Here is a 20,414-nt window from a genome sequence, read left to right as displayed (position 1 = left end):
TCTTATGTAAATCTTTTCAAAGAACTCTTTCTTTTAAAACTTTCTTCACCAAACTTATCTCGTTTTGCTTGAGATATCGTTCGTTCTCGAAAGCGGATGCAAAGGTAGTACTTTTTCTGTTATCTCCAAAACTTTCAAAGAGAAAACGCGCAATTTTATCACGATTTTAACATTGCTTTACAATTATGACTTTAAAATGTGGGCGTACACATTATATAATATATATCATATACATTTAGGCATATTTGGAAGAAGAAGGTGTTTAGAAAGAATTTGCAAAAAAATCGGCTAAAGACATGTTCAGTTCGAAAATATTATATAAATTTGTAAAAGAAGTTGCTAACCTATACCACAACCTAATATAAAAGACATGCTTAAAACCACAATTACACTGCTTCTATCGGCAATAACAGTCGTGTGTTCAGCCCAAACTGATAACAAACAAACCATGCCTCGCTCCACATGGCAACAATATTTCGACCAGCTGAACGACATTGACGATATGGAATCGAGCAACCTTGAGGAACTGTACGACCAGATGTGCGAACTTGAAGACTCGCCCGTCAATCTGAATAGCGCCACTGCCGACGACATTAAACGCCTGATGTTTCTGAACGCTGCGCAGACAGAAGAGTTGACCGAATACATAGACCGTCATCGTCCGTTGCGCTCCATAGGCGAACTCGCTATGATAAAATCTATTGATCCCATACGTCTTCAGCTGCTCATGTGTTTCACATACATTGGCGAAGAGACCGACAAGAAGGGCTATCCCAAATTGGGCGACATCTTGAAATATGGCAAACACGACGTTGTGGCTACCGCAAAGATTCCTTTCTATACTCGCAAGGGCGACCGCGAGGGCTATCTTGGTAGCAAATACAAGCACTGGACAAGATATACTTTCCGCTACGGACAGTATCTGCAAATAGGTTTACTGGGGACGCAGGATGCCGGCGAACCCTTCTTTGCCCACGGCAACAGCATGGGCTACGACCATTATGCCTACTACGCTGTGATAAGAAAACTGGGACGTCTGAAGACACTTGCGCTCGGACAATATAAGTTGCGCTTCGGCATGGGGCTGGCCATGAACACCGGATTCACACTCGGCAAGACAACGGCAGCCACTATGTCAGTGCCCAACAACAGTATTACGCCCAACTCGTCGCGCTCGGATGCCTACTATCTGCAGGGAGCTGCCACCAGCATTGAAGTAAGCCGAAATATGGACATTACGGCTTTCGCATCATACCGAAAGATTGATGCTACACTGAATAAAGACGGAACAATAAAGACATTGCTGAAGACTGGCTATCACCGCACCGAGAGTGAGATGCAACGCAAGCATAACGCCTCGCAGACGACCACTGGCGGCAACATACGATGGCACAGCGGCGGATGGCACGTGGGGCTGACCGGCGTATACACAGCTTACAGCGACTCGCTCAAACCCGACAAGCGACAAGCCTACCGCAAATACAACCCTACAGGAATACACTTCTACAACACAAGCATTGACTACGGATATATCAATCATCGCATGAACATCAACGGCGAGACAGCCTTGAACGACAAGGGAGCTGTAGCAACCATCAATGCTATTACGCTGAAAGCCAGCCAGTCGCTCACGCTCACTGCCATACAACGTTTTTACAGCTACCGCTACTACTCGATGTTCAGTTCGGCATTCAGCGACGGTGGCAAGGTGCAGAACGAGAGCGGTATATACCTCGGTGCAGCGTGGAACCCATCGTCAAGACTATCTGTCTTGGCATATAGCGACTATGCCTATTTTCCATGGGCACGCTATCTGGTGAGCGAGAAAAGCCATTCGTTGGACAATCTGATTCAGGCTTCATATCGCCTGTCACCACTGCTGACGCTCAACTCACGCTATCGCCTTAGGATGCGCGAGGAAGACTATAACGACAAAGAGTTGAAATCGAAGTATCTGATAGACAAGACCGAGCATCGAGCACGCCTGTCGCTGGTATACGCCAACACCCACTGGTCGGCAAAGACGCAGGGCGACGTATCGTATGTTGTATATCCCGACGAACTAAGCGACAAGCCGAGCAGCTTCGGATGGATGGTGTCGCAAAACATGGCTTATACCAACAGCTGGATATCCGCCGCCGCAAATGTCGGCTATTTTCACACCCACGACTACAACTCACGAATATACACATACGAGAATGGCACTCTATACACGTTCTCTTTCCCAATGTTCTATGGTGAGGGTATGCGCGGAGCAATGCTTTTGCGTGGCAATATTGGGTCGCACCTTATCATATTATATAAGGTAGGGGCTACAAAATACTTCGACCGCGACAAGATTTCGAGCTCATACCAGCAAATAAACTCGTCGTGGCAGGCTGACATAGACCTGCAAATAAGGTGGAAATTCTGATGCAAATATAAGACAGGCAGTAAAAAAGTGTTACAAAATAAAAATCAATTATAGAGTTTCGTGAAGCTGTTTTTACTGTCTTTTTATTGGAGTTTAGCCACCCCACTCTTCATTTAAGCCTTCTTTGCCTTCCAACTGTAGCCCTTTTGCATTGTAAAAGGACTACAGTTGAAGAGCAAAAGGAGTACAATTAGAACATAAAAACCCTCCATTTGAAATGAAATGGAGGGTTTTTATGTTGATAGACATTTTAAAATTCAGCCGCAAATCATGCAACTATCTGAATATAAGCACCTTAACCATATACGCTTAAAACTCAAGAATTTCGGACCAAAGATTTCTTTGTGCGTTCAACTGACAGTATTGAGCGATAAAAATGCAAATATTGGGATTTTAATATTCGTGGCCCTCACCTTTTATTACGCTCGGACCCTCGATGAGTTCGGGTGCTCCGGCATTGCGATTTACATCGCCATAGGCACGGCGCAGATCGTCGAGACCGATGGTAAAGTCGCGACATACTGGGCGGTCTTTGTCGCGCAGGCTATGCGAGAAGAGCCAGTCGTAAGTCTTGCGAAGATAGAAGATGCGAGCCGGTGCACCATGATTGGCACCTTTGAGCCAATCGTACAAGAGGCGCGTATCGTTGCCATCGCGCTTCAGACTCTCAACCACCGTCTTCGACTTGCTTACCGGTACAGCTCGGTCGGCTGTGCCATGAATAATCCAGAACGGCAACCGCCCCAATCCGCTGACATCCTTGAGCGACGAGCCTCCACACAACGCCATGCCAGCAGCTATGCGGTCGGGATAAGTGCCGCATACATCCATAGTACCATAACCGCCGAGACTCATGCCCAAGACATAGACACGCGTAGTGTCGCAAGCATAGCGACTCTTCACCCAGTCGAGCACATCCATTATCTTCTTCGGGCTCCATGCCCCGCCGGGATTCTGAGGAACAATTGTCAGGGCATCGATGTCGCGCCCCTTGACAATGGCATCAAGCGGACCGTATCGGCGCACCCGCTCAAGATTTCGACCACAAAGGCTGGCACCATGCAGGAAGATGATGACGGGAGTCTGCTCCTGCGAGTAGAAATAATCAATCGGGGTATATACCCAGAAGTTGTAGCCTCCGGGGATGGAATCCTTGACTGCACGCAAAAAGTCGTAAGCCGAAGCCTGCATTGTAGAAACAAGCAACAGCAGCATCAATAAAGTCTTCTTCATATATAGATGTTAGAATAATTAATAGAAACCTTATATTTCACAAAGGTAATAATAATAACATTAACTATTGCACTTAGTTGAAAATAAATAAGTAACTTTGCATATATATAACATACTATATATGGAAATAATAAAAACAGAAATAGAGGGCGTGGTTATTATCGAGCCACGCATCTTCAAAGACGCAAGAGGCTACTTTTTTGAGAGCTACTCGCAACGTGAGTTCAACGAAAAGGTAGCACCTATCGACTTCTGTCAGGACAATGAGAGCATGTCGTCGTACGGAGTGATGCGCGGTCTGCACTTTCAGCGTCCGCCATTCACGCAAAGCAAACTTGTGCGCTGCGTAAAGGGTGCCGTGCTCGACGTGGCTGTTGACATACGCAAAGGGTCGCCAACATACGGCAGGCACGTAGCCGTAGAACTGACTGAGGACAACCACCGACAGTTTTTCGTGCCACGAGGTTTTGCCCACGGATTTGCGGTGCTGAGCGACGTGGCTGTGTTCCAATACAAATGCGATAACTTTTATCACCCAGAGGCCGACGGTGGCATTTCGATACTCGACAACTCATTAGGAATAGACTGGCGCATACCTACCGACAAGGCCATACTAAGCGAGAAGGACACAAGACACGAAATGCTGAAGGATTTCGACTCGCCGTTCAGCATTGACGAACCGTTATACTAATTAAGTTTACAAGTTGACAAGTTAACGAGTAGACGAGCTGACGAGTAAACACATCTCCTCATCAACTCGTATCTCGTAAAACAAGCAGCTCGTCAACTTGTAAACTCGTTAACTATATAAAAAATGAACATTCTTGTTACAGGTGCCAACGGACAGCTCGGACACGAGATGCAACGTGTGGCAAAATCAAGCAATCACAACTATATCTTCACCGACGTAGCCGACGGCTACGAGAAACTCGACATAACGAGCCTTGAGGACATTCGCGAAACAGTGAAGAAGAACGATGTGGACATAATCGTAAACTGTGCTGCATATACCAATGTAGATAAAGCGGAGAGCGACTACGACACAGCCAATCTGATAAACAACACGGCTGCCGGCAATCTTGCAGCTGCCATGAAGGAAGTCGGCGGGACACTGATACACATCAGCACTGACTACGTATTCCAGGGCGACCGCAACACTCCATGCCAGGAAGACTGGGCTACAAAACCACTCGGCGTATACGGCAAGACCAAGCTGGCAGGCGAAAAGGCTATAGAGGCTACTGGCTGCAACCACATCATAATACGCACAGCATGGCTCTACTCGCAATGGGGCAAGAACTTCGTGAAGACCATGCAGAGCCTGACAGCATCGCACGACACTCTGAAGGTGGTGTTCGACCAGGTGGGCACACCGACATTTGCAGGCGACCTTGCCGACGTTATCGACCACATCATAAACAGCGGACAGACCGACAAGACGGGCATCTACCACTTCTCGAACGAGGGCGTGTGCTCATGGTATGACTTTGCCAAAATGATATGCAAACTGTCGGGCAACACATGCGACATCACCCCATGCTACAGCGAAGAGTTTCCAAGTCCGGTGAAACGTCCGCACTTCTCTGTGCTCGACAAGAAAAAGATAAGAAACACCTTCGGCATAAAGGTACCATACTGGACTGACTCGCTCGAAGTATGCATAAAGCAGCTTGAAAAATAGTTGACAAGTTGACGTGTTGACAAGAGACGAGGAGATATACGATATTTAATTTAATTATATACTTTAATAAATCAAACATTATGCAAAGCATCATCATCACAGGAGGCGCTGGATTTATCGGGTCACATGTAGTGAGACTGTTTGTGAACAAATACCCCGATTACCACATAATCAACCTTGACAAGTTGACGTATGCCGGCAATCTCGCTAATTTGAAGGACATTGAGGACAAACCCAACTACACATTCGTGAAAGGCGACATCTGCGACTACGAGCTGATACTCGAACTAATGAAAAAACATAACGTCACGGGCATAATACACCTTGCAGCAGAGAGCCACGTTGACCGTTCGATCAAGGACCCATTCACCTTTGCACGTACCAACGTAATGGGAACATTGTCGATGCTGCAGGCTGCCAAGACCTACTGGGAGAGTCTGCCGGAGGGATATGAGGGCAAGCGATTCTATCACATCTCTACCGACGAGGTGTACGGAGCGCTCGAACTGACCAATCCGGAGGGCATCGAGTCGCCGTTCACGACAAAGGCTTCGTCGGAACATCACCACGCATACGGCACTGAGTTCTTCCTGGAGACAACAAAATACAACCCCCACTCGCCCTACTCGGCTGCAAAGGCATCGTCCGACCACTTCGTGCGAGCATTCCATGACACCTACGGCATGCCTACCATCGTGACCAACTGCTCGAACAACTACGGTCCGTATCAGTTTCCCGAGAAACTGATTCCGCTCTTCATCAACAACATACGCCACCGCAAGCCACTGCCGGTATATGGCGAAGGTCTGAACGTGAGAGATTGGCTGTACGTAGAAGACCACGCCCGTGCCATCGACCTGATATTCCATAAGGGCAATGTGGCTGAGACATACAACATAGGCGGATTCAACGAGTGGAAGAACATTGACATCATACACGTGCTGATAAAGACCGTAGACCGTCTGCTGGGACGTGAGGAGGGCGAAGACCTGAATCTCATCACACACGTGACCGACCGCAAGGGACACGACATGCGCTATGCCATCGACTCGCGCAAGCTACAGCGCGAACTGGGATGGGAACCGAGCCTACAGTTTGAGGAAGGCATCGAGAAGACCGTACGCTGGTATCTCGACAACCAGGACTGGATGGACAATGTGACTTCGGGCGACTATCAGAAATACTACGACAGCATGTATACCAACAGATAAACAAAAACAAAGGCATACAGGCAAACAAGACAAATAAAAAAACGCCTTGAAAGCGGAAGACAATCAAAGTTCTTCAACTTTCAAGGCGTTGTTTTTTTCTTTATATTAGCGTATGCGGTCGGCCGCACGCACCATTTTCTCGTCGTGAATAACACCTGCACGAGCCATAAAGTTAAGCACTAATGAAACGGCAGGAAGACATGCTGCAAATGCAATGTGGAAGTTGGCATCGGCCGACACGACGTTGCGTGTAACGACACCGAGCACTATATACCATGCCAGAAGCAAGAACACATTGCACAAACACAGACTGCTCTGCAACTTACGGTTGCGATAAAGGAATATTGTGGCGAGACTCATGGCACTGCTGATGAGCAATATGCCGAAGAGACCGCACGGCGAATAGTCGACGCTTGCACCCTTGTCGAGCATGAGGTTGTACAGTTTGAAACCGACACCCATACCTGCTGGCTCAATATCGCCAATGCGCAGGCACAGACACACAACCGAAGCGATGAATGCGAGCAGCAAGAAAACGCTTTGCTTACGCTGTATCATTATGCCTGCTCCTGTGTGTTAGCGTTGTCCTGAGCGGGGTCGCGATAATAGACGTGGCCCTCGATGAATTCCTCGGTAGCGAGAAGTGTAGGCTTCGGAAGTTTCTCGTAATAGCGCGAAATCTCAATCTGCTCACGATTCTCGAATACCTCCTCAAGTGAGTCGTTGTACGAAGCAAACTCGGCCAACTTCTTGTTGAGGTCTTGCTTAATTTCGACAGCAATCTGATTGGCACGCTTCGAGATAATTACAACACTCTCATAGATGTTGCCTGTCTCATCACACAAATCCATAATGTTGCGTGTGACGGTGTTGACCGGCGCTTTTGACTTTTTGTAATCCATTAATCTATTATTTTATATATGTTTTATTAAATCAAATATTAGTCCTTCGTGTATGTCTTACACTTGCTGATGAACTTCTCAGCCATTGCCTTATCCTTAGAGTCGGGATATTCGTTAAGGAATCCGTAGCACTCATCCTCGGCATCCTGGAATCGCTCAAGTTTCTTCTCTTCAACGCTCTGCTGAGCCAACTCAAACTTACTCTTCATCACGAGCACTGAGAATTTCTCGCGCAGACTTGAGTAAGGATAGTCCTTCAATGCGTTCTGAGCGGTGATGATGCAAGCCTCGTAGTTGTTGCCACCGTAAGTACAGTTGCCGAAGTACTGACCAAGGTCGTAATAGAGCTGGGCAGAATAAAGCTCCTTCTGCACCAACTTGTCCTGCAATTCGAAGAGACGCTGCTGTGCATCCTTCTTCTGATTGCCATCAGGATAAAGATCGATATATTCCTGAAAAGCTGCGATGGCATTGACAGTCTGCGACTGATCAAGACGCGGCTCGGGTGTACAATTGTACAAACTCATTCCGATAAGAAAGCGAGCCTCCTGAGTATAGTATCCCTTGGGATAGCTCTGACAGTACTTCTTGAAAGTTGCCGCTGCTCCTTCATAGTCACGGCTATTGAATTCGGACAATCCAAGCATGTAAAGACTCTCCTGGGCATTCTCCGATCCTTTCTGCATCGTCACCAGTCCCTGAAGCAAAGATGAAGCACGAACGTACTTGCCCTTTACAAAGCTTTCCTTGGCATATTCATACTTGAAGTTGTTATCGGTGCTCTTGTATACCTTGTTGAACTCATTGGCACAACTTGAAAGCAACAGTGCCATAAATACAACAGCGTAAATGGTTTTCTTCATATACTATATCGTTTTGAACTGCAAAAATACATATTATTAGTCTATCTACAAAGCAATGAGCTTATTTTTTAGAAATTCTTCACGCTGAAAACGCAATTCTCTTAAATATTATTGGCTATAGAGTCTTTTTTTAGCAAAAACCGTGCTTATATATACAATTATTCCTAATTTTGTAATCTTAAATACTATGTCTCATGGACTTTAAGATCACTTCGAAATTCGCCCCTACAGGCGACCAGCCTGAAGCCATAAACAAACTGACAGACGGCATATGGCAAGGCGACAGGGCACAGGTATTGCTGGGCGTAACAGGCTCGGGCAAGACCTTCACAATGGCAAATGTCATAGCCAACATAGGACGTCCGACACTGATACTGAGCCACAACAAGACTCTTGCGGCACAGCTGTACGAGGAGATGAAGAGCTTCTTCCCGAACAACGCTGTGGAGTATTACGTGTCGTACTATGACTATTATCAGCCGGAGGCTTATCTGCCTTCGTCGGACACATACATCGAGAAAGACCTCGCCATAAACGAGGACATCGACAAGCTGCGACTGTCGGCAGTAAGCGCACTGCTGTCGGGACGCAAAGACGTGATTGTGGTGTCGTCGGTGTCGTGCATATACGGTATGGGCGGCCCTACAGCCATGGCCAACAGCATCATCAACGTGAAACGCGGACAAATTGTAGACCGTAACGACTTTCTGCGCAAGCTGGTCGACGCCCTGTATCTACGCAACGACATCGAACTGAAACGCGGCTGCTTCCGCGTGAAAGGCGACACAGTGGACGTATCGATGGCATATAGCGACAGCTTGCTGAGAATCACGTGGTGGGACAACGAGATTGACTCGATAGAAGAGCTGGACAGCGTTACGTTTCAGCGCATTGCGTCGTTTGACGACTATCAGATATATCCTGCCAACCTGTTCGTGACATCAAAGGAACAGACCGAGCATGCTATACGACTAATACAGGACGACCTGACACGACAGATAGACTTCTTCAATGAGCTGGGCGACCCGATCAAAGCACAGCGCATAAAGGAGCGCGTAGAGTACGACATGGAGATGATGAAAGAGCTGGGACACTGCTCGGGCATTGAAAACTACTCGCGCTATTTCGACGGACGCGAGGCAGGACAACGCCCCTACTGTCTGCTCGACTTCTTTCCAAAAGACTACCTGATGTTCATAGACGAAAGCCATGTGAGCGTGCCACAGATAAGCGCCATGTATGGCGGCGACCGTGCACGCAAGCAGAACCTTGTGGAATATGGCTTCCGTTTGCCTGCCGCATTCGACAACCGTCCGTTGAAGTTTGACGAGTTCATGGACATGGTAAACCAAGTTGTGTATGTATCGGCAACGCCTGCCGACTTCGAAATGAACGAGGCTGAAGGCGTTGTTGTAGAGCAGATTATACGTCCTACCGGACTATTGGACCCGATAATAGAAGTGCGCCCGAGCGAGAACCAAATCGACGACCTGCTTGAGGAGATACAGCAACGATGCGAACGCGACGAACGTGTGCTGGTGACGACACTGACAAAGCGTATGGCAGAGGAACTGACCGAGTATCTGCTGAACCACGAGATACGTGCCAACTATATACACAGCGACGTGGCGACACTCGACCGTGTGCAGATAATGAACGACCTGCGTGCCGGACTGTACGACGTATTGGTAGGTGTGAACCTATTGCGTGAGGGACTGGACCTGCCGGAGGTTTCGCTGGTAGCCATTCTCGATGCCGACAAGGAAGGATTCCTGCGCAGCCGCCGATCGCTGACACAGACAGCTGGACGTGCTGCCAGAAACATCAACGGCAAAGTGATAATGTATGCCGACACCATAACAGCCAGCATGCAGCAGACCATCGACGAGACAGCACGCCGACGCCAGATACAGCTGAAATACAATGCCGACCACGGCATTACGCCACAGCAGATACGCAAGGACATAAAGGGAGCGCTATCGGCTTTTGCCGACGCACAGCAGCATGACGCTCCAAAAACTGCAAGCGCCGGCAAGGCTGCCGACAGCAAGCAGGCACCCAAACGCTATCAGCCGTATATCGAGCCGGAAGGCTATGCATATGCAGCCGACCCGATAGTGAAACGCATGTCGCGCAAGCAATTGGAAAAGAGCATTGCCGACACAACAGAGCTGATGAAAGAAGCTGCCAAACAACTGGATTTCCTACAAGCTGCACAATACCGCGACGAGATTGTACGACTGCAATCGCTGCTTGATGAGGAGACGGAGAAATTACGTTAAATAATCAATAATATAAGTTTCATACCATATTATTTAGTAATTTTGCATGATATAGACATAAACGAAGGAACAAAATAACGACTATGAAAAAAATAATTATCGCATTGTTGATGTGCTGCCCTCTGATGTGTGCAGCACAGAGTGAATGGGAAGCGCCCGTCACCAAGAAAAATAATGAAGCAAAAGAGGTGAAAGATACTGCTAAAAAGTCAAATAAAGCCGACTCTAAGGACGCAACGCTTGCTGTCAAAGATATAAAGGACTGGAAATATATACAAAAAGGAGCAGTACCTGAAGTTGACGGCAAGGTGGTTTTCACACACGACATTGACGTGAACGGCAAGAGTGCCCAGCAAATATACGACATAGTATACACCACACTCGACAGTCTGACAGCAAAGCCAGAACAGATAAACAGCAGCATTGCCCTCATCAATCGTAAGGCATTCAGCATTGTGGCACGCTATCAGGAATGGCTCGAATTCAGCAAAAGCTTCATCTCGCTCGACCGCACAAAGATGAACTATGTAATTATAGCCAACTGCTCGGACAACAAGCTGCACCTGTCGCTTGAACGCATCAGCTACGCTTACGAGGAGAACCGTTCGACCGGATTGAAGACAACTGCCGAAAAGTGGATTACCGACAAATATGCTGTCAACAAGAAAGGCACTAAGCTTATTCCGGGTTCGGCAAAATTCCGCAAGAAAACCATCGACCGCAAGGACCAGATATTCAAAATGTTTGACGATGCACTAAAATAAAGCACAGTTACAACAAACAGAAAAACAAGATATATACAACATATATGATTGACCAGGAACCGAAAACAACGGATATAGAGCAAAACAGCAGCGCGATACATCCGAGACATAGAAGACCTGACAAATCTGAAGACAAATACTTCAAGATACGCAACGTGCTCAACATTATATTCATGTTGGGTGCGATTGCAGGTATGGCAATCTTCTATTTTCAAGACCGTACAATAGGCACAATAGTAATACTCACCGCAATGGCGTTCAAGATAGCTGAATGTTGTTTCAGATTTATACGCCAATAACAACGAATATGATAAAGTCAGCAACAAGACTCATACTGGTCGTCGCACTATTACTGACAACGGCAGTCGGCAAGACTGTGGCGCAGATAGACAATAGAAACGGTAACCAGTTTGATCAATTCGGCCAGATGTCGCCCGACGGCACAGCCAGCCAAAGATCGAGCCGCAATATGGCAGACTCGCTCGGTACAGACAAGGAGATTCCAAAGGGCATAAAGGTATGGACTGTCGACCAAAGATTTGGCGACCGCCGTACGGCTGAGGTGGACACAATGTCGTACATGTATCCGAATACAATTTTCACCACCGGACTGCGTGGCGAATACAATACCACCGGAAACCTCGGAGCACCACGAATCAACCGTATCTTCATAAACAGGGCAGAGACCGACCAGTTTCTGTTCACTCAACCATACGACTATGTTGTATCGCCGGTTGACCAGTTTCACTTCACAAACACCCTTTCACCACTCACCAATCTGGACTACAACACAGCAGGCGACCGCACCAACGGTGAAGACCGATTCAAAGCCAAATTTGCTGTAAATGCCGGCAAACGACTTGGCGTTGGTTTTAACATCGACTATCTATACGGCCGTGGTTACTACTCTAACCAAAGTACATCACACTTCAAATACCTGATGTACGGTTCATACATTGGCGACCGATACCAAGCTCACCTCATATTCTCAACTCTCAATCAGAAAGTCACTGAGAATGGCGGTATTACCAATGACGAGTACATCAAGCATCCGGAGAGTTTCAATGACGACTATGCCACCAACGAAATTCCAACTGTACTTGAGCACAACTGGAACCGCAACAACAATACACATATATTCCTAACCCACCGCTATAGTCTCGGCTTCAGCAGAAAGGTGAAGATGACCGACGAGGAAATCGAAGCGCGTAAGTTTGCTATGGCTTCACAAAAGGAGAACAAGGAACAGAAGGACATGGAAGAGGCACGTCGCAAAGCCAAACGCGAGGGACGCGACTTTGACGAAAAGAAATTCAAGAAGCAGACCTTCAGCGGACGACCAACCAACGCACGAGTTGTAAATACTAACATTCCAACAGATTCGACAGCAACTAAAGCTCCGTCAGAGCGAATAGCAGTAAACGGAAAAGCTGCTGCCGACAGTTTGAATGCACTTGAAGCCAAAGCAGCGCAGGACACAATGTGGCTGAAAAGCGAATACGTTCCAGTGACAAGCTTCATACACACACTGAAATTCGACACATACAGTCGCATCTATCAGGCATACGATACGCCACAAGACTTCTATGCCGAGACTTATAAAACAGAAGGATGCTATTCGGGCGACTCCATCTACGACAAGACAACTCACTATCGTCTGCAAAACACATTCGCCATATCACTGCTTGAAGGTTTCAACAAATGGGCCAAGGCAGGATTGAAAGCTTTCGTGACATCCGACTTGCGACACTTCACTCTGCCCACCGAAACAGAAGCAGCAAAGGCGTATGACGAGCATAACCTCAGTATAGGCGCACAGCTGATAAAGTCGCAAGGCAAGACATTGCATTACGATGCTACTGCCGAGACATGGATTACAGGCAAAGATGCCGGACAAATTAAGATTGATGCAAATGCAGACGTTAACTTCAAACTGTTTGGCGACACAGTACGCTTGCAGGCAAGTGGTTTCTTCCACCGACTGAACCCTACATTCTACTATCGTCACTACCACTCAAAGCACTTCTGGTGGGACAACGACGATATGTCGAAGATAACCCACACTCGTGTAGAAGGTAAATTCAGTTACGAGAAAACCAATACTACCATTCGTGTTGCATTCGACAACATCAAGAACCATACGTTCTTTGCAATGGGATATAACATAACAGACGACTTCGGACGCACCGGAAACACGCTCAGCGTGGAGCAGAAAAGTGGAGCAATAAGTCTGTTGACACTCGAATTGCAACAGAAACTGAAACTCGGACCGCTGCATTGGGACAACGTCATCACATACCAGAAGTCATCGGACGAGGCTTCGCTGCCTGTGCCCGACATTAACATATACACCAATCTGTTCTTGAGGTTCAAGATTGCACGTGTATTGAAATGCGACTTCGGAGCCGATGCACGATTCTTCACAAAGTACTATGCTCCCGACTACAATCCAGCACTCGGACAGTATGCCGTACAGAAGGGCGACAACCGCACAGAAGTGGGCAACTACCCTATCGTGAACGTATACGCCAACTTCCACCTGCAGCGTACTAGATTCTTCGTGATGATGAGCCACGTCAATGCAGGACAAGGATCACGCAACTACTTCCTTACACCGCACTACCCGCTCAACCAACGAGTGTTCAGATTTGGTGTTAGCTGGAACTTTTTCAACTAATATTCAAAACAGCATAAACAAAAAAATCCGCAATACCGAATTCTCGAGTATTGCGGATTTTTTTGTTTATAAAAACTTTAAAGCCAAGCAAATAATAAGGCAACCGATACGAGCACACCGAATATAAACATATTACGCGCCGTCATTCCAAGCACCTTATTAAGTTCAGCTCCTTTCCTTATGCGTCGCATCTCTGTGAAGGCTCTCACATGGAAAGGTATATACAGCAACATTATCTCCTGCATGAATTGCCCATCGTGCCAATTAAGAAATATGATGCCAGCAATCGCCAACATAGTACCTGCCATTCCGAGCAACATATAGAGCAGCAGTCCGCCACGCTCGCCTATTCGTACAATCAAAGTACGCTTGCCTGCACGTCGGTCGTTGTCGATGTCACGATAGTTGTTGACTACAAGCAACGTATCGATGATGAGTCCGCAAGCTATAGACAACACTATCACTGGCCAAGGTATCGACATAAGTGGCGTAGGAGGTGACACAAGCCAATAAGTCATGCACACGGGAACGACTCCGAAGAATACGAGTACAAGCACATCACCAAGTCCAATATACGAGAACGAAATGGTGTATAGAAAACAGAACACCACACACGCAAAGCCTATGAGTATCATCTCCCATCCACCAAAGTACACCAATGGCAGTCCTATAGCACAAGCCAGGATAGTAGTATAAAGCAAACCGCGACGCATAGCCGCAGCCGTTATCCATCCTTGTGCACACGCACGCTTCGGTCCAAGGCGTTGCTCATCGTCGGTGCCTTTCATAAAGTCAAAATAATCATTGACAAAGTTGGCATCTATCTGCATCACCAACGCAAAAAGCATACACAACACAGCCGGTACAACCCTGACACTACTGCCATACATAGCTATAGCAGCCGAAATGCCTATCATCACGGGCACAGCAGCACCCGTCAACGTCTTGGGTCGTGCAGCAAGAAGCCACGCCTTGGCAGAGTTTACCTTTACATTCGATTCTATCATCTTTATTTTTCAGATTATTATTTGAATAACTTTGAATTTATACGTTTAAAAGCAAGTTGTTTCTTGCAAAATTAACCATAATAGATTAATTTTGCAAGTAAATCATAATATCATTCGCTCATGGATACAAGAATCGTAAACCTCGACCTTATGGAATTTGTCGAGCGCAACATATTGCCAAGATATAATAATTTCGATAAAGCCCACAATCTGAACCACGCAAATAATGTGATAAAGAACTCGCTCGCTCTCGCCCTTTCAACAGGTGCCGACATTAACATGGCTTACACCATTGCAGCTTATCACGATCTGGGACTTGAGGGCCCAAGAGCCATACACCACATCTCAAGCGGAAAGATACTGATGGCAGACCGCAGACTGAGACGGTGGTTTAGCGAGGAACAGATAAAGATAATGAAGGAGGCTGTGGAAGATCACCGTGCCTCAGCATCACACGCCCCACGAAGCATATACGGCAAGATTGTTGCTGAAGCCGATCGCGACCTTGAACCCGAACATATCTTCCGCCGCACCATTCAGTACGGGCTCTCACACTATCCTGAAAAAACTAAGGAAGAACATTGGGAGCGCTTTCTGCAGCACATGGACCAAAAATACTCATCACACGGATACATCCGACTATGGATGCCAAACTCGCCCAACGAGAAAAAGCTGAAGGAAATACGCGATGCCTTAAACAACAAGGATGCGCTAAGAAATACATTCGAACGTATATTCAATGAAGAGGAACGGATCAAATAATATTGGATTGTTAAAAACACAACAATATTATATGAGCCACCGTAATGCGGTTCCTTTTTTTGGAATGTATATATACAAAAAAGCAAGCTAAATAACTTAGCTTGCTTTTTTGTGTAGTGGATAGGGGAATCGAACCCCTATGCCAAGATTGAGAATCTTGTATCCTAACCATTAGATGAATCCACCATCAATTTCAAAGAGACCGCTTGGGCATTTAATCAAACTTGCTAAGGTTTGTTTTTCTGCGTAGTGGATAGGGGAATCGAACCCCTATGCCAAGATTGAGAATCTTGTATCCTAACCATTAGATGAATCCACCGCGGTTATTTTGCATCAAGAAAACAGCGGAAGCTGGGGGATTCGAACCCCCGGTACAGTCACCCGTACGGCAGTTTAGCAAACTACTGGTTTCAGCCACTCACCCAAACTTCCATACGATTAAGTTTTTAACCGGAGCACTGTTTCTCAATTGCGAGTGCAAAGGTAGTCTTTGTTTTTAATACCGCCAAACATTTCAAGCACTTTTTTCATCAAAAATGCCATTTTTATTCAAAAAAGTGCATTTTTCTATGTTTTTCGACCTATTTCAGTGGTTTATAGTAGTGCTGAGATGGCAAAATACGTAATTCAGGATGAAACCAACTGATGAAATCAGCCAACAAAAAGTCGGGACGGAATGAAATTTGTTCGAAATACGGATTGGAAAAACCTGGTACACACTCAAGAACATTGCCCTGACGGAAAGCTTTTATCAATTTATAGCCCGCATATTCAGTTAGCAGGCCGTTGCGATCGAGATGGCCAGCGCTACTATTCACAAAAAGCCACCAGTCGGCATTGGCTGCCTTCTCTATTACTTTCTCGGGCGAAAAAGTAAGCGAACCGCTGTGCTTGTCGTCGGCAAAGACATAATCCACACCGGCATCACGCAACAACTGCCCCATTGAACTCTCTCCACCAGGACAATACCACACACCACTGACTACACGCTCGGTGATGACACGAGGACGTGATGCTGACTTCATCGCCTTCTGTCGATAATCAGAATAATTTCGCTTGACAACATTGAAGAGGCTGTCTGCCTCATTCTCACGCCCAACAAGCATGCCGTAGAACTTCATCCATTCGGCACGCCCCAATGCCGATGTCTCCATATAGTCGGCACACTCTACAAGCGGCACACCGATATTGGCGAGCTGGCCATAGTTGACTCCTTCAAACGGAGTAACAAACAAAGCGTCGGGCGAAACCGATACTATACGCTCTACCGACGGCGACATGCCATTGCCACAATCGGCTACACGCCCCTCCGATACAGCCTTGTGAAGATATGGGAGATTAATGTAGTTCAAGTCGCACACGCCACGCACAGCATCAGCAGCACCAAGTTCGTCCAACAAATAGCAATGCGGGGCAGAGAATATTATCCCACTGTGCACCGGTGTATAGACTATTGTACCGTCGAGCGAAGACACCTTAGAAGCCATACGTGCAGAATCCTTACGATTTACTAATACATAACGATGCAACACAGCGTCAGAATGCCATGGATTGGACAGTTCGGCAGTGGTGTAGCCATCATGCTTGACTATAGTGATGTGCTTAGCATAATCCATGTGAAGTGTATCACCACCTTGACTGAAAGAAGAAGTTCGCTTATCACCACATGCTAAAACCGAAAGCAAAGCTAATGCAGACACGCCAAGGCGCAAGCCTGAAAGAAAAGGGAAACTTGAATATTTAAACTTCATATATACATTATTATATAATAATACCATTGACTTATGAGACATATAAAAAGGGAAGACCCAATACATGCTGTGCAAAGTTACGAACATAATGAAAATAACATTCAAAAACCCTTCAAAAATTTTGGCGTTGTACCAAATTTGATTAACTTTGTGAGCGTAAAACAATCCCGGAAAGAACCAACAAATATAAAGAAAGTTCTGACCGGGATTTGTACTAACGAAAAACAAAGAATTAATTAATCTAACCTAACAAAAACTTATGGCAACAGAAAAAAGAAACCTTCTTACTGGTAATTTCAGTAAGAAAAATGCTACACTTTTCGCTATCGCCGTCATTGTCACATTAGTGATTTGGAATCTGCCAATTGACAGCTTCGGCATTGACGGGCTTACTGTAATCCAACAGCGTGTCATTGCTGTGTTCGCTCTCGCCACAATATTGTGGGTGACCGAAGCTATCTCACCATGGGCAACATCAGTTTCGCTTATCGGCTTACTACTTCTCACTACATCCGACAACGCATTCCACTTCTTCCGATCGGGAATAGACAAGAGCGAATTGCTCGACCACAGTGCACTTATGGCAACATTTGCCGACCCAATCATCATCCTCTTCCTCGGCGGTTTCATCCTTGCTATTGCAGCCACCAAGTCAGGACTTGACGTATTGCTGGCACGCACACTGCTCAAGCCTTTCGGACAGAAGAGCGAGAACGTGCTATTGGGCTTCATACTCATCACCGGCGTATTCTCGATGTTTGTCAGCAACACTGCAACCGCAGCCATGATGCTTACATTCCTCGCACCAGTGTTCAAGGCTCTTCCTCCTGAAGGCAAGGGACGTGTGGCTCTGACTCTCTCAATCCCTGTAGCTGCCAACATCGGCGGTATGGGTACTCCTATCGGAACTCCTCCAAACGCTATTGCACTAAAATACCTCAACTCGCCCACCGGCCTCAATCTCGGCATAGGATTTGGCGAATGGATGATGTATATGCTTCCACTGACTGTAGTTCTGTTGCTTATCGGCTGGTATTTGCTGAAGACCTTCTTCCCGTTCAAGAAAAAGACTATCCAGCTTGAGATTGAAGGCGAAGTACAGCACAACTGGCGCACTATGGTTGTGGCAGGTACATTCATCGCAACTGTATTGCTTTGGATTTGCGACCGTTGGACTGGAGTTGGTTCTAACACTGTAGCCATGATTCCTATAGTAGTGTTCGCATTCACTGGCGTAATCAAGGCACGCGACTTGGAGGAAATCAACTGGAGCGTTATCTGGATGGTAGCCGGCGGTTTTGCACTCGGACTTGCACTCAACGAATCAGGACTTGCAGAGAACGTTATCAAGAGCATTCCGTTCGGATCATGGTCACCAGTTATGATTCTGCTTGCATCGGGCATCATCTGCTACATCCTTTCAAACTTCATATCAAACACCGCTACAGCAGCTTTGCTCGTTCCAATCCTCGCTGTTGTATGTAAGGGTATGGGCGATTCGCTCAACAGCATCGGCGGAACACCTACCGTACTCATCGGTATTGCCGTTGCAGCATCAGTAGCCATGACTCTGCCTATCTCTACTCCTCCTAACGCCATTGCCCACTCTACAGGTCTGGTTAAGCAGAATGAAATGATGAAGATTGGTCTGACCATGGGTATCATCGGACTCGTACTCGGCTATTCACTGCTCTTCGTATTAGGAGAACTGCACGTTTGGTAAAACAATAGAATGAACATAAACCAAGAAACTCTATATGCTGTCGCTCTGACACGCATCAACCACTTTAACGTTGCCACAAGCTTGCAACTTTATCGCAAGCTTGGGTCGGCAACAACCATCATGGAGCACCGCCACGACATTCGGGCGGTGCTTCCTGATGCTACGCCCCGACTGATTGAGGCTTTCAAAGATATTTCGGACGCAATGCGACGCGCCGAGAAGGAACTGGAATTTGACGAAAGCCACCGAATAAAGCCACTTGTTTTCAACGATGACGAATATCCACAACGCTTGAGCGAATGTGAGGATGCACCACTCGTACTATATTATAGAGGTACAGCCGACCTAAACAAGCAACGCATAATATCCGTAGTCGGCACACGACATTGCACAGTCTACGGACAAGAAATAATAAGCAAGTTCATAAGCCAGTTGAAAGAATTATGTCCTGACACACTTGTAGTAAGCGGACTGGCATACGGTGTGGACATCCACGCACACCGAAATGCATTGAAAAACGGACTTGAAACAGTGGGCGTGCTCGCCCATGGACTCGACTACCTCTACCCTACCGCACACCGCGAAACAGCAACCGAAATGCTGAAACAAGGCGGACTTCTAACTGAATTCATGACCGGAACAAACGCCGACAAGATGAACTTCGTACGACGCAATCGTATAGTCGCAGGAACAGCAGATGCAACCATTCTGGTAGAGAGTGCTGCTCATGGCGGCGGACTGATAACAACCGACATTGCCAACAGCTATAGTCGCGATGTTTTCGCATTCCCTGGAAACATAGGAATGCCATACAGCGAAGGATGCAACAATCTTATACGCGACAATAAAGCAGCTCTTATCACATCAGCAGAAGACTTCGTAAAAACAATGGGATGGGAACAAGACTCCAAACTGAAGAAAGCACGCGAAAAAGGAATTGAACGACAGATATTCCCCGAACTAACAGACGACGAAGCCCGCATCGTAAACACCCTGCAACAGACCAATGATTTACAAACAAACATTATTGCCGTAAAATGTGGTATGCCAATAACCACAATAGCCTCAACACTATTCAGTCTGGAATTGAAGGGAATAGTCAAGCTGTATGCAGGAGGCGTTTACCATCTGATGAACTAAAATAA

General features: G+C 46.6%; 18 protein-coding genes and 3 tRNA genes. 12 read left to right on the top strand and 9 right to left on the bottom strand.

Translation table 11 applies throughout. The annotated features are described in order from the left end of the window. Window positions 1-370: 370 nt before the first annotated feature. On the top strand, window positions 371-2,413 hold the full coding sequence (locus I6E38_RS06600; protein ID WP_235393202.1) for a ComEA family DNA-binding protein: 2,043 nt from the start codon (window positions 371-373) through the stop codon (window positions 2,411-2,413). A gap of 393 nt (window positions 2,414-2,806) precedes the next feature. Here I6E38_RS06600 and I6E38_RS06595 read toward each other — a convergent pair whose 3' ends face one another. Next, window positions 2,807-3,646, bottom strand: coding sequence for a carboxylesterase family protein (locus I6E38_RS06595; RefSeq protein WP_235393201.1), 840 nt, complete (start codon window positions 3,644-3,646; stop codon window positions 2,807-2,809). 121 nt (window positions 3,647-3,767) lie between these two features. Between I6E38_RS06595 and rfbC the strand changes: the two genes are divergently transcribed. From rfbC to rfbB, 3 genes are all read left to right on the top strand, one after another. Continuing rightward, complete coding sequence (gene rfbC, locus I6E38_RS06590) at window positions 3,768-4,337, top strand: dTDP-4-dehydrorhamnose 3,5-epimerase (protein WP_235393200.1); 570 nt, start codon at window positions 3,768-3,770, stop codon at window positions 4,335-4,337. Between the two features lie 123 nt (window positions 4,338-4,460). Further along, on the top strand, window positions 4,461-5,327 hold the full coding sequence (gene rfbD / locus I6E38_RS06585; protein ID WP_235393199.1) for a dTDP-4-dehydrorhamnose reductase: 867 nt from the start codon (window positions 4,461-4,463) through the stop codon (window positions 5,325-5,327). Window positions 5,328-5,407: 80 nt separating this feature from the next. Beyond that, window positions 5,408-6,538: a dTDP-glucose 4,6-dehydratase gene (gene rfbB / locus I6E38_RS06580; RefSeq protein WP_235393198.1), complete on the top strand. Its 1,131-nt coding sequence runs from the start codon at window positions 5,408-5,410 to the stop codon at window positions 6,536-6,538. A gap of 105 nt (window positions 6,539-6,643) precedes the next feature. Here the strand turns inward: rfbB and I6E38_RS06575 are convergent, their stop codons facing one another. The 3 genes from I6E38_RS06575 to I6E38_RS06565 are packed head-to-tail and all read right to left on the bottom strand — an operon-like array spanning window position 6,644 to window position 8,303. Beyond that, the gene (locus I6E38_RS06575) at window positions 6,644-7,096 is read right to left on the bottom strand and encodes a DUF4293 domain-containing protein (protein ID WP_235393197.1); all 453 of its coding nucleotides are present in this window, start codon (window positions 7,094-7,096) and stop codon (window positions 6,644-6,646) included. After that, on the bottom strand, window positions 7,096-7,440 hold the full coding sequence (locus I6E38_RS06570; protein ID WP_235393196.1) for a DNA-directed RNA polymerase subunit omega: 345 nt from the start codon (window positions 7,438-7,440) through the stop codon (window positions 7,096-7,098). Before I6E38_RS06570 ends, I6E38_RS06575 begins: the two co-directional genes overlap by 1 nt. Before the next feature lie 38 nt (window positions 7,441-7,478). Continuing rightward, window positions 7,479-8,303, bottom strand: a complete 825-nt coding sequence (locus I6E38_RS06565; protein WP_235393195.1) for an outer membrane protein assembly factor BamD — start codon at window positions 8,301-8,303, stop codon at window positions 7,479-7,481. A gap of 194 nt (window positions 8,304-8,497) precedes the next feature. On the opposite strand from I6E38_RS06565, the gene uvrB reads away from it, so the two are divergent. The 4 genes from uvrB (at window position 8,498) to I6E38_RS06545 (ending at window position 14,026) form a co-directional block, all read left to right on the top strand. Beyond that, window positions 8,498-10,585: an excinuclease ABC subunit UvrB gene (uvrB, locus tag I6E38_RS06560; protein WP_235393194.1), complete on the top strand. Its 2,088-nt coding sequence runs from the start codon at window positions 8,498-8,500 to the stop codon at window positions 10,583-10,585. 83 nt (window positions 10,586-10,668) lie between these two features. Then, window positions 10,669-11,349, top strand: a complete 681-nt coding sequence (locus I6E38_RS06555) for a DUF4468 domain-containing protein (protein WP_235393193.1) — start codon at window positions 10,669-10,671, stop codon at window positions 11,347-11,349. Between the two features lie 44 nt (window positions 11,350-11,393). Next, window positions 11,394-11,648, top strand: coding sequence for a hypothetical protein (locus tag I6E38_RS06550; protein WP_235393192.1), 255 nt, complete (start codon window positions 11,394-11,396; stop codon window positions 11,646-11,648). A gap of 8 nt (window positions 11,649-11,656) precedes the next feature. Further along, window positions 11,657-14,026, top strand: a complete 2,370-nt coding sequence (locus I6E38_RS06545; protein WP_302973717.1) for a putative porin — start codon at window positions 11,657-11,659, stop codon at window positions 14,024-14,026. A 77-nt stretch (window positions 14,027-14,103) separates the two neighbouring features. Here the strand turns inward: I6E38_RS06545 and menA are convergent, their stop codons facing one another. Further along, window positions 14,104-15,033, bottom strand: coding sequence for a 1,4-dihydroxy-2-naphthoate octaprenyltransferase (menA, locus tag I6E38_RS06540; RefSeq protein ID WP_235393191.1), 930 nt, complete (start codon window positions 15,031-15,033; stop codon window positions 14,104-14,106). Between the two features lie 120 nt (window positions 15,034-15,153). Between menA and I6E38_RS06535 the strand changes: the two genes are divergently transcribed. After that, window positions 15,154-15,795: an HD domain-containing protein gene (locus tag I6E38_RS06535; protein ID WP_235393190.1), complete on the top strand. Its 642-nt coding sequence runs from the start codon at window positions 15,154-15,156 to the stop codon at window positions 15,793-15,795. Between the two features lie 114 nt (window positions 15,796-15,909). Here I6E38_RS06535 and I6E38_RS06530 read toward each other — a convergent pair. The 4 genes from I6E38_RS06530 to I6E38_RS06515 all read right to left on the bottom strand — a co-directional run bounded on the left by I6E38_RS06530 (window position 15,910) and on the right by I6E38_RS06515 (window position 17,411). Continuing rightward, window positions 15,910-15,981, bottom strand: a tRNA-Glu gene (locus I6E38_RS06530). Window positions 15,982-16,042: 61 nt separating this feature from the next. Next, window positions 16,043-16,114, bottom strand: a tRNA-Glu gene (locus I6E38_RS06525). A 26-nt stretch (window positions 16,115-16,140) separates the two neighbouring features. Beyond that, window positions 16,141-16,227, bottom strand: a tRNA-Ser gene (locus I6E38_RS06520). A gap of 149 nt (window positions 16,228-16,376) precedes the next feature. Then, window positions 16,377-17,411 carry an ABC transporter substrate-binding protein gene (locus I6E38_RS06515; RefSeq protein WP_235393189.1) on the bottom strand — a complete coding sequence of 345 codons (1,035 nt, stop codon included), beginning with the start codon at window positions 17,409-17,411 and terminating at the stop codon, window positions 16,377-16,379. Between the two features lie 168 nt (window positions 17,412-17,579). Between I6E38_RS06515 and I6E38_RS06510 the strand changes: the two genes are divergently transcribed. From I6E38_RS06510 to dprA, 3 genes are read left to right on the top strand one after another with little or no spacing between them, the layout of a single operon-like run. Next, on the top strand, window positions 17,580-17,786 hold the full coding sequence (locus tag I6E38_RS06510) for a hypothetical protein (protein ID WP_235393188.1): 207 nt from the start codon (window positions 17,580-17,582) through the stop codon (window positions 17,784-17,786). Between the two features lie 19 nt (window positions 17,787-17,805). Then, complete coding sequence (locus tag I6E38_RS06505; protein ID WP_235393187.1) at window positions 17,806-19,269, top strand: SLC13 family permease; 1,464 nt, start codon at window positions 17,806-17,808, stop codon at window positions 19,267-19,269. Window positions 19,270-19,278: 9 nt separating this feature from the next. Next, window positions 19,279-20,409 carry a DNA-processing protein DprA gene (gene dprA / locus I6E38_RS06500; protein ID WP_235393186.1) on the top strand — a complete coding sequence of 377 codons (1,131 nt, stop codon included), beginning with the start codon at window positions 19,279-19,281 and terminating at the stop codon, window positions 20,407-20,409. Window positions 20,410-20,414: the final 5 nt, after the last annotated feature.

The sequence above is a fragment of the Leyella stercorea genome (assembly GCF_021531355.1).
Taxonomy (GTDB): Bacteria; Bacteroidota; Bacteroidia; order Bacteroidales; family Bacteroidaceae; genus Prevotella.
The sequence above is the reverse complement of the archived record's forward strand: the minus strand, read 5'-3'. Positions and strand labels throughout refer to the sequence as shown.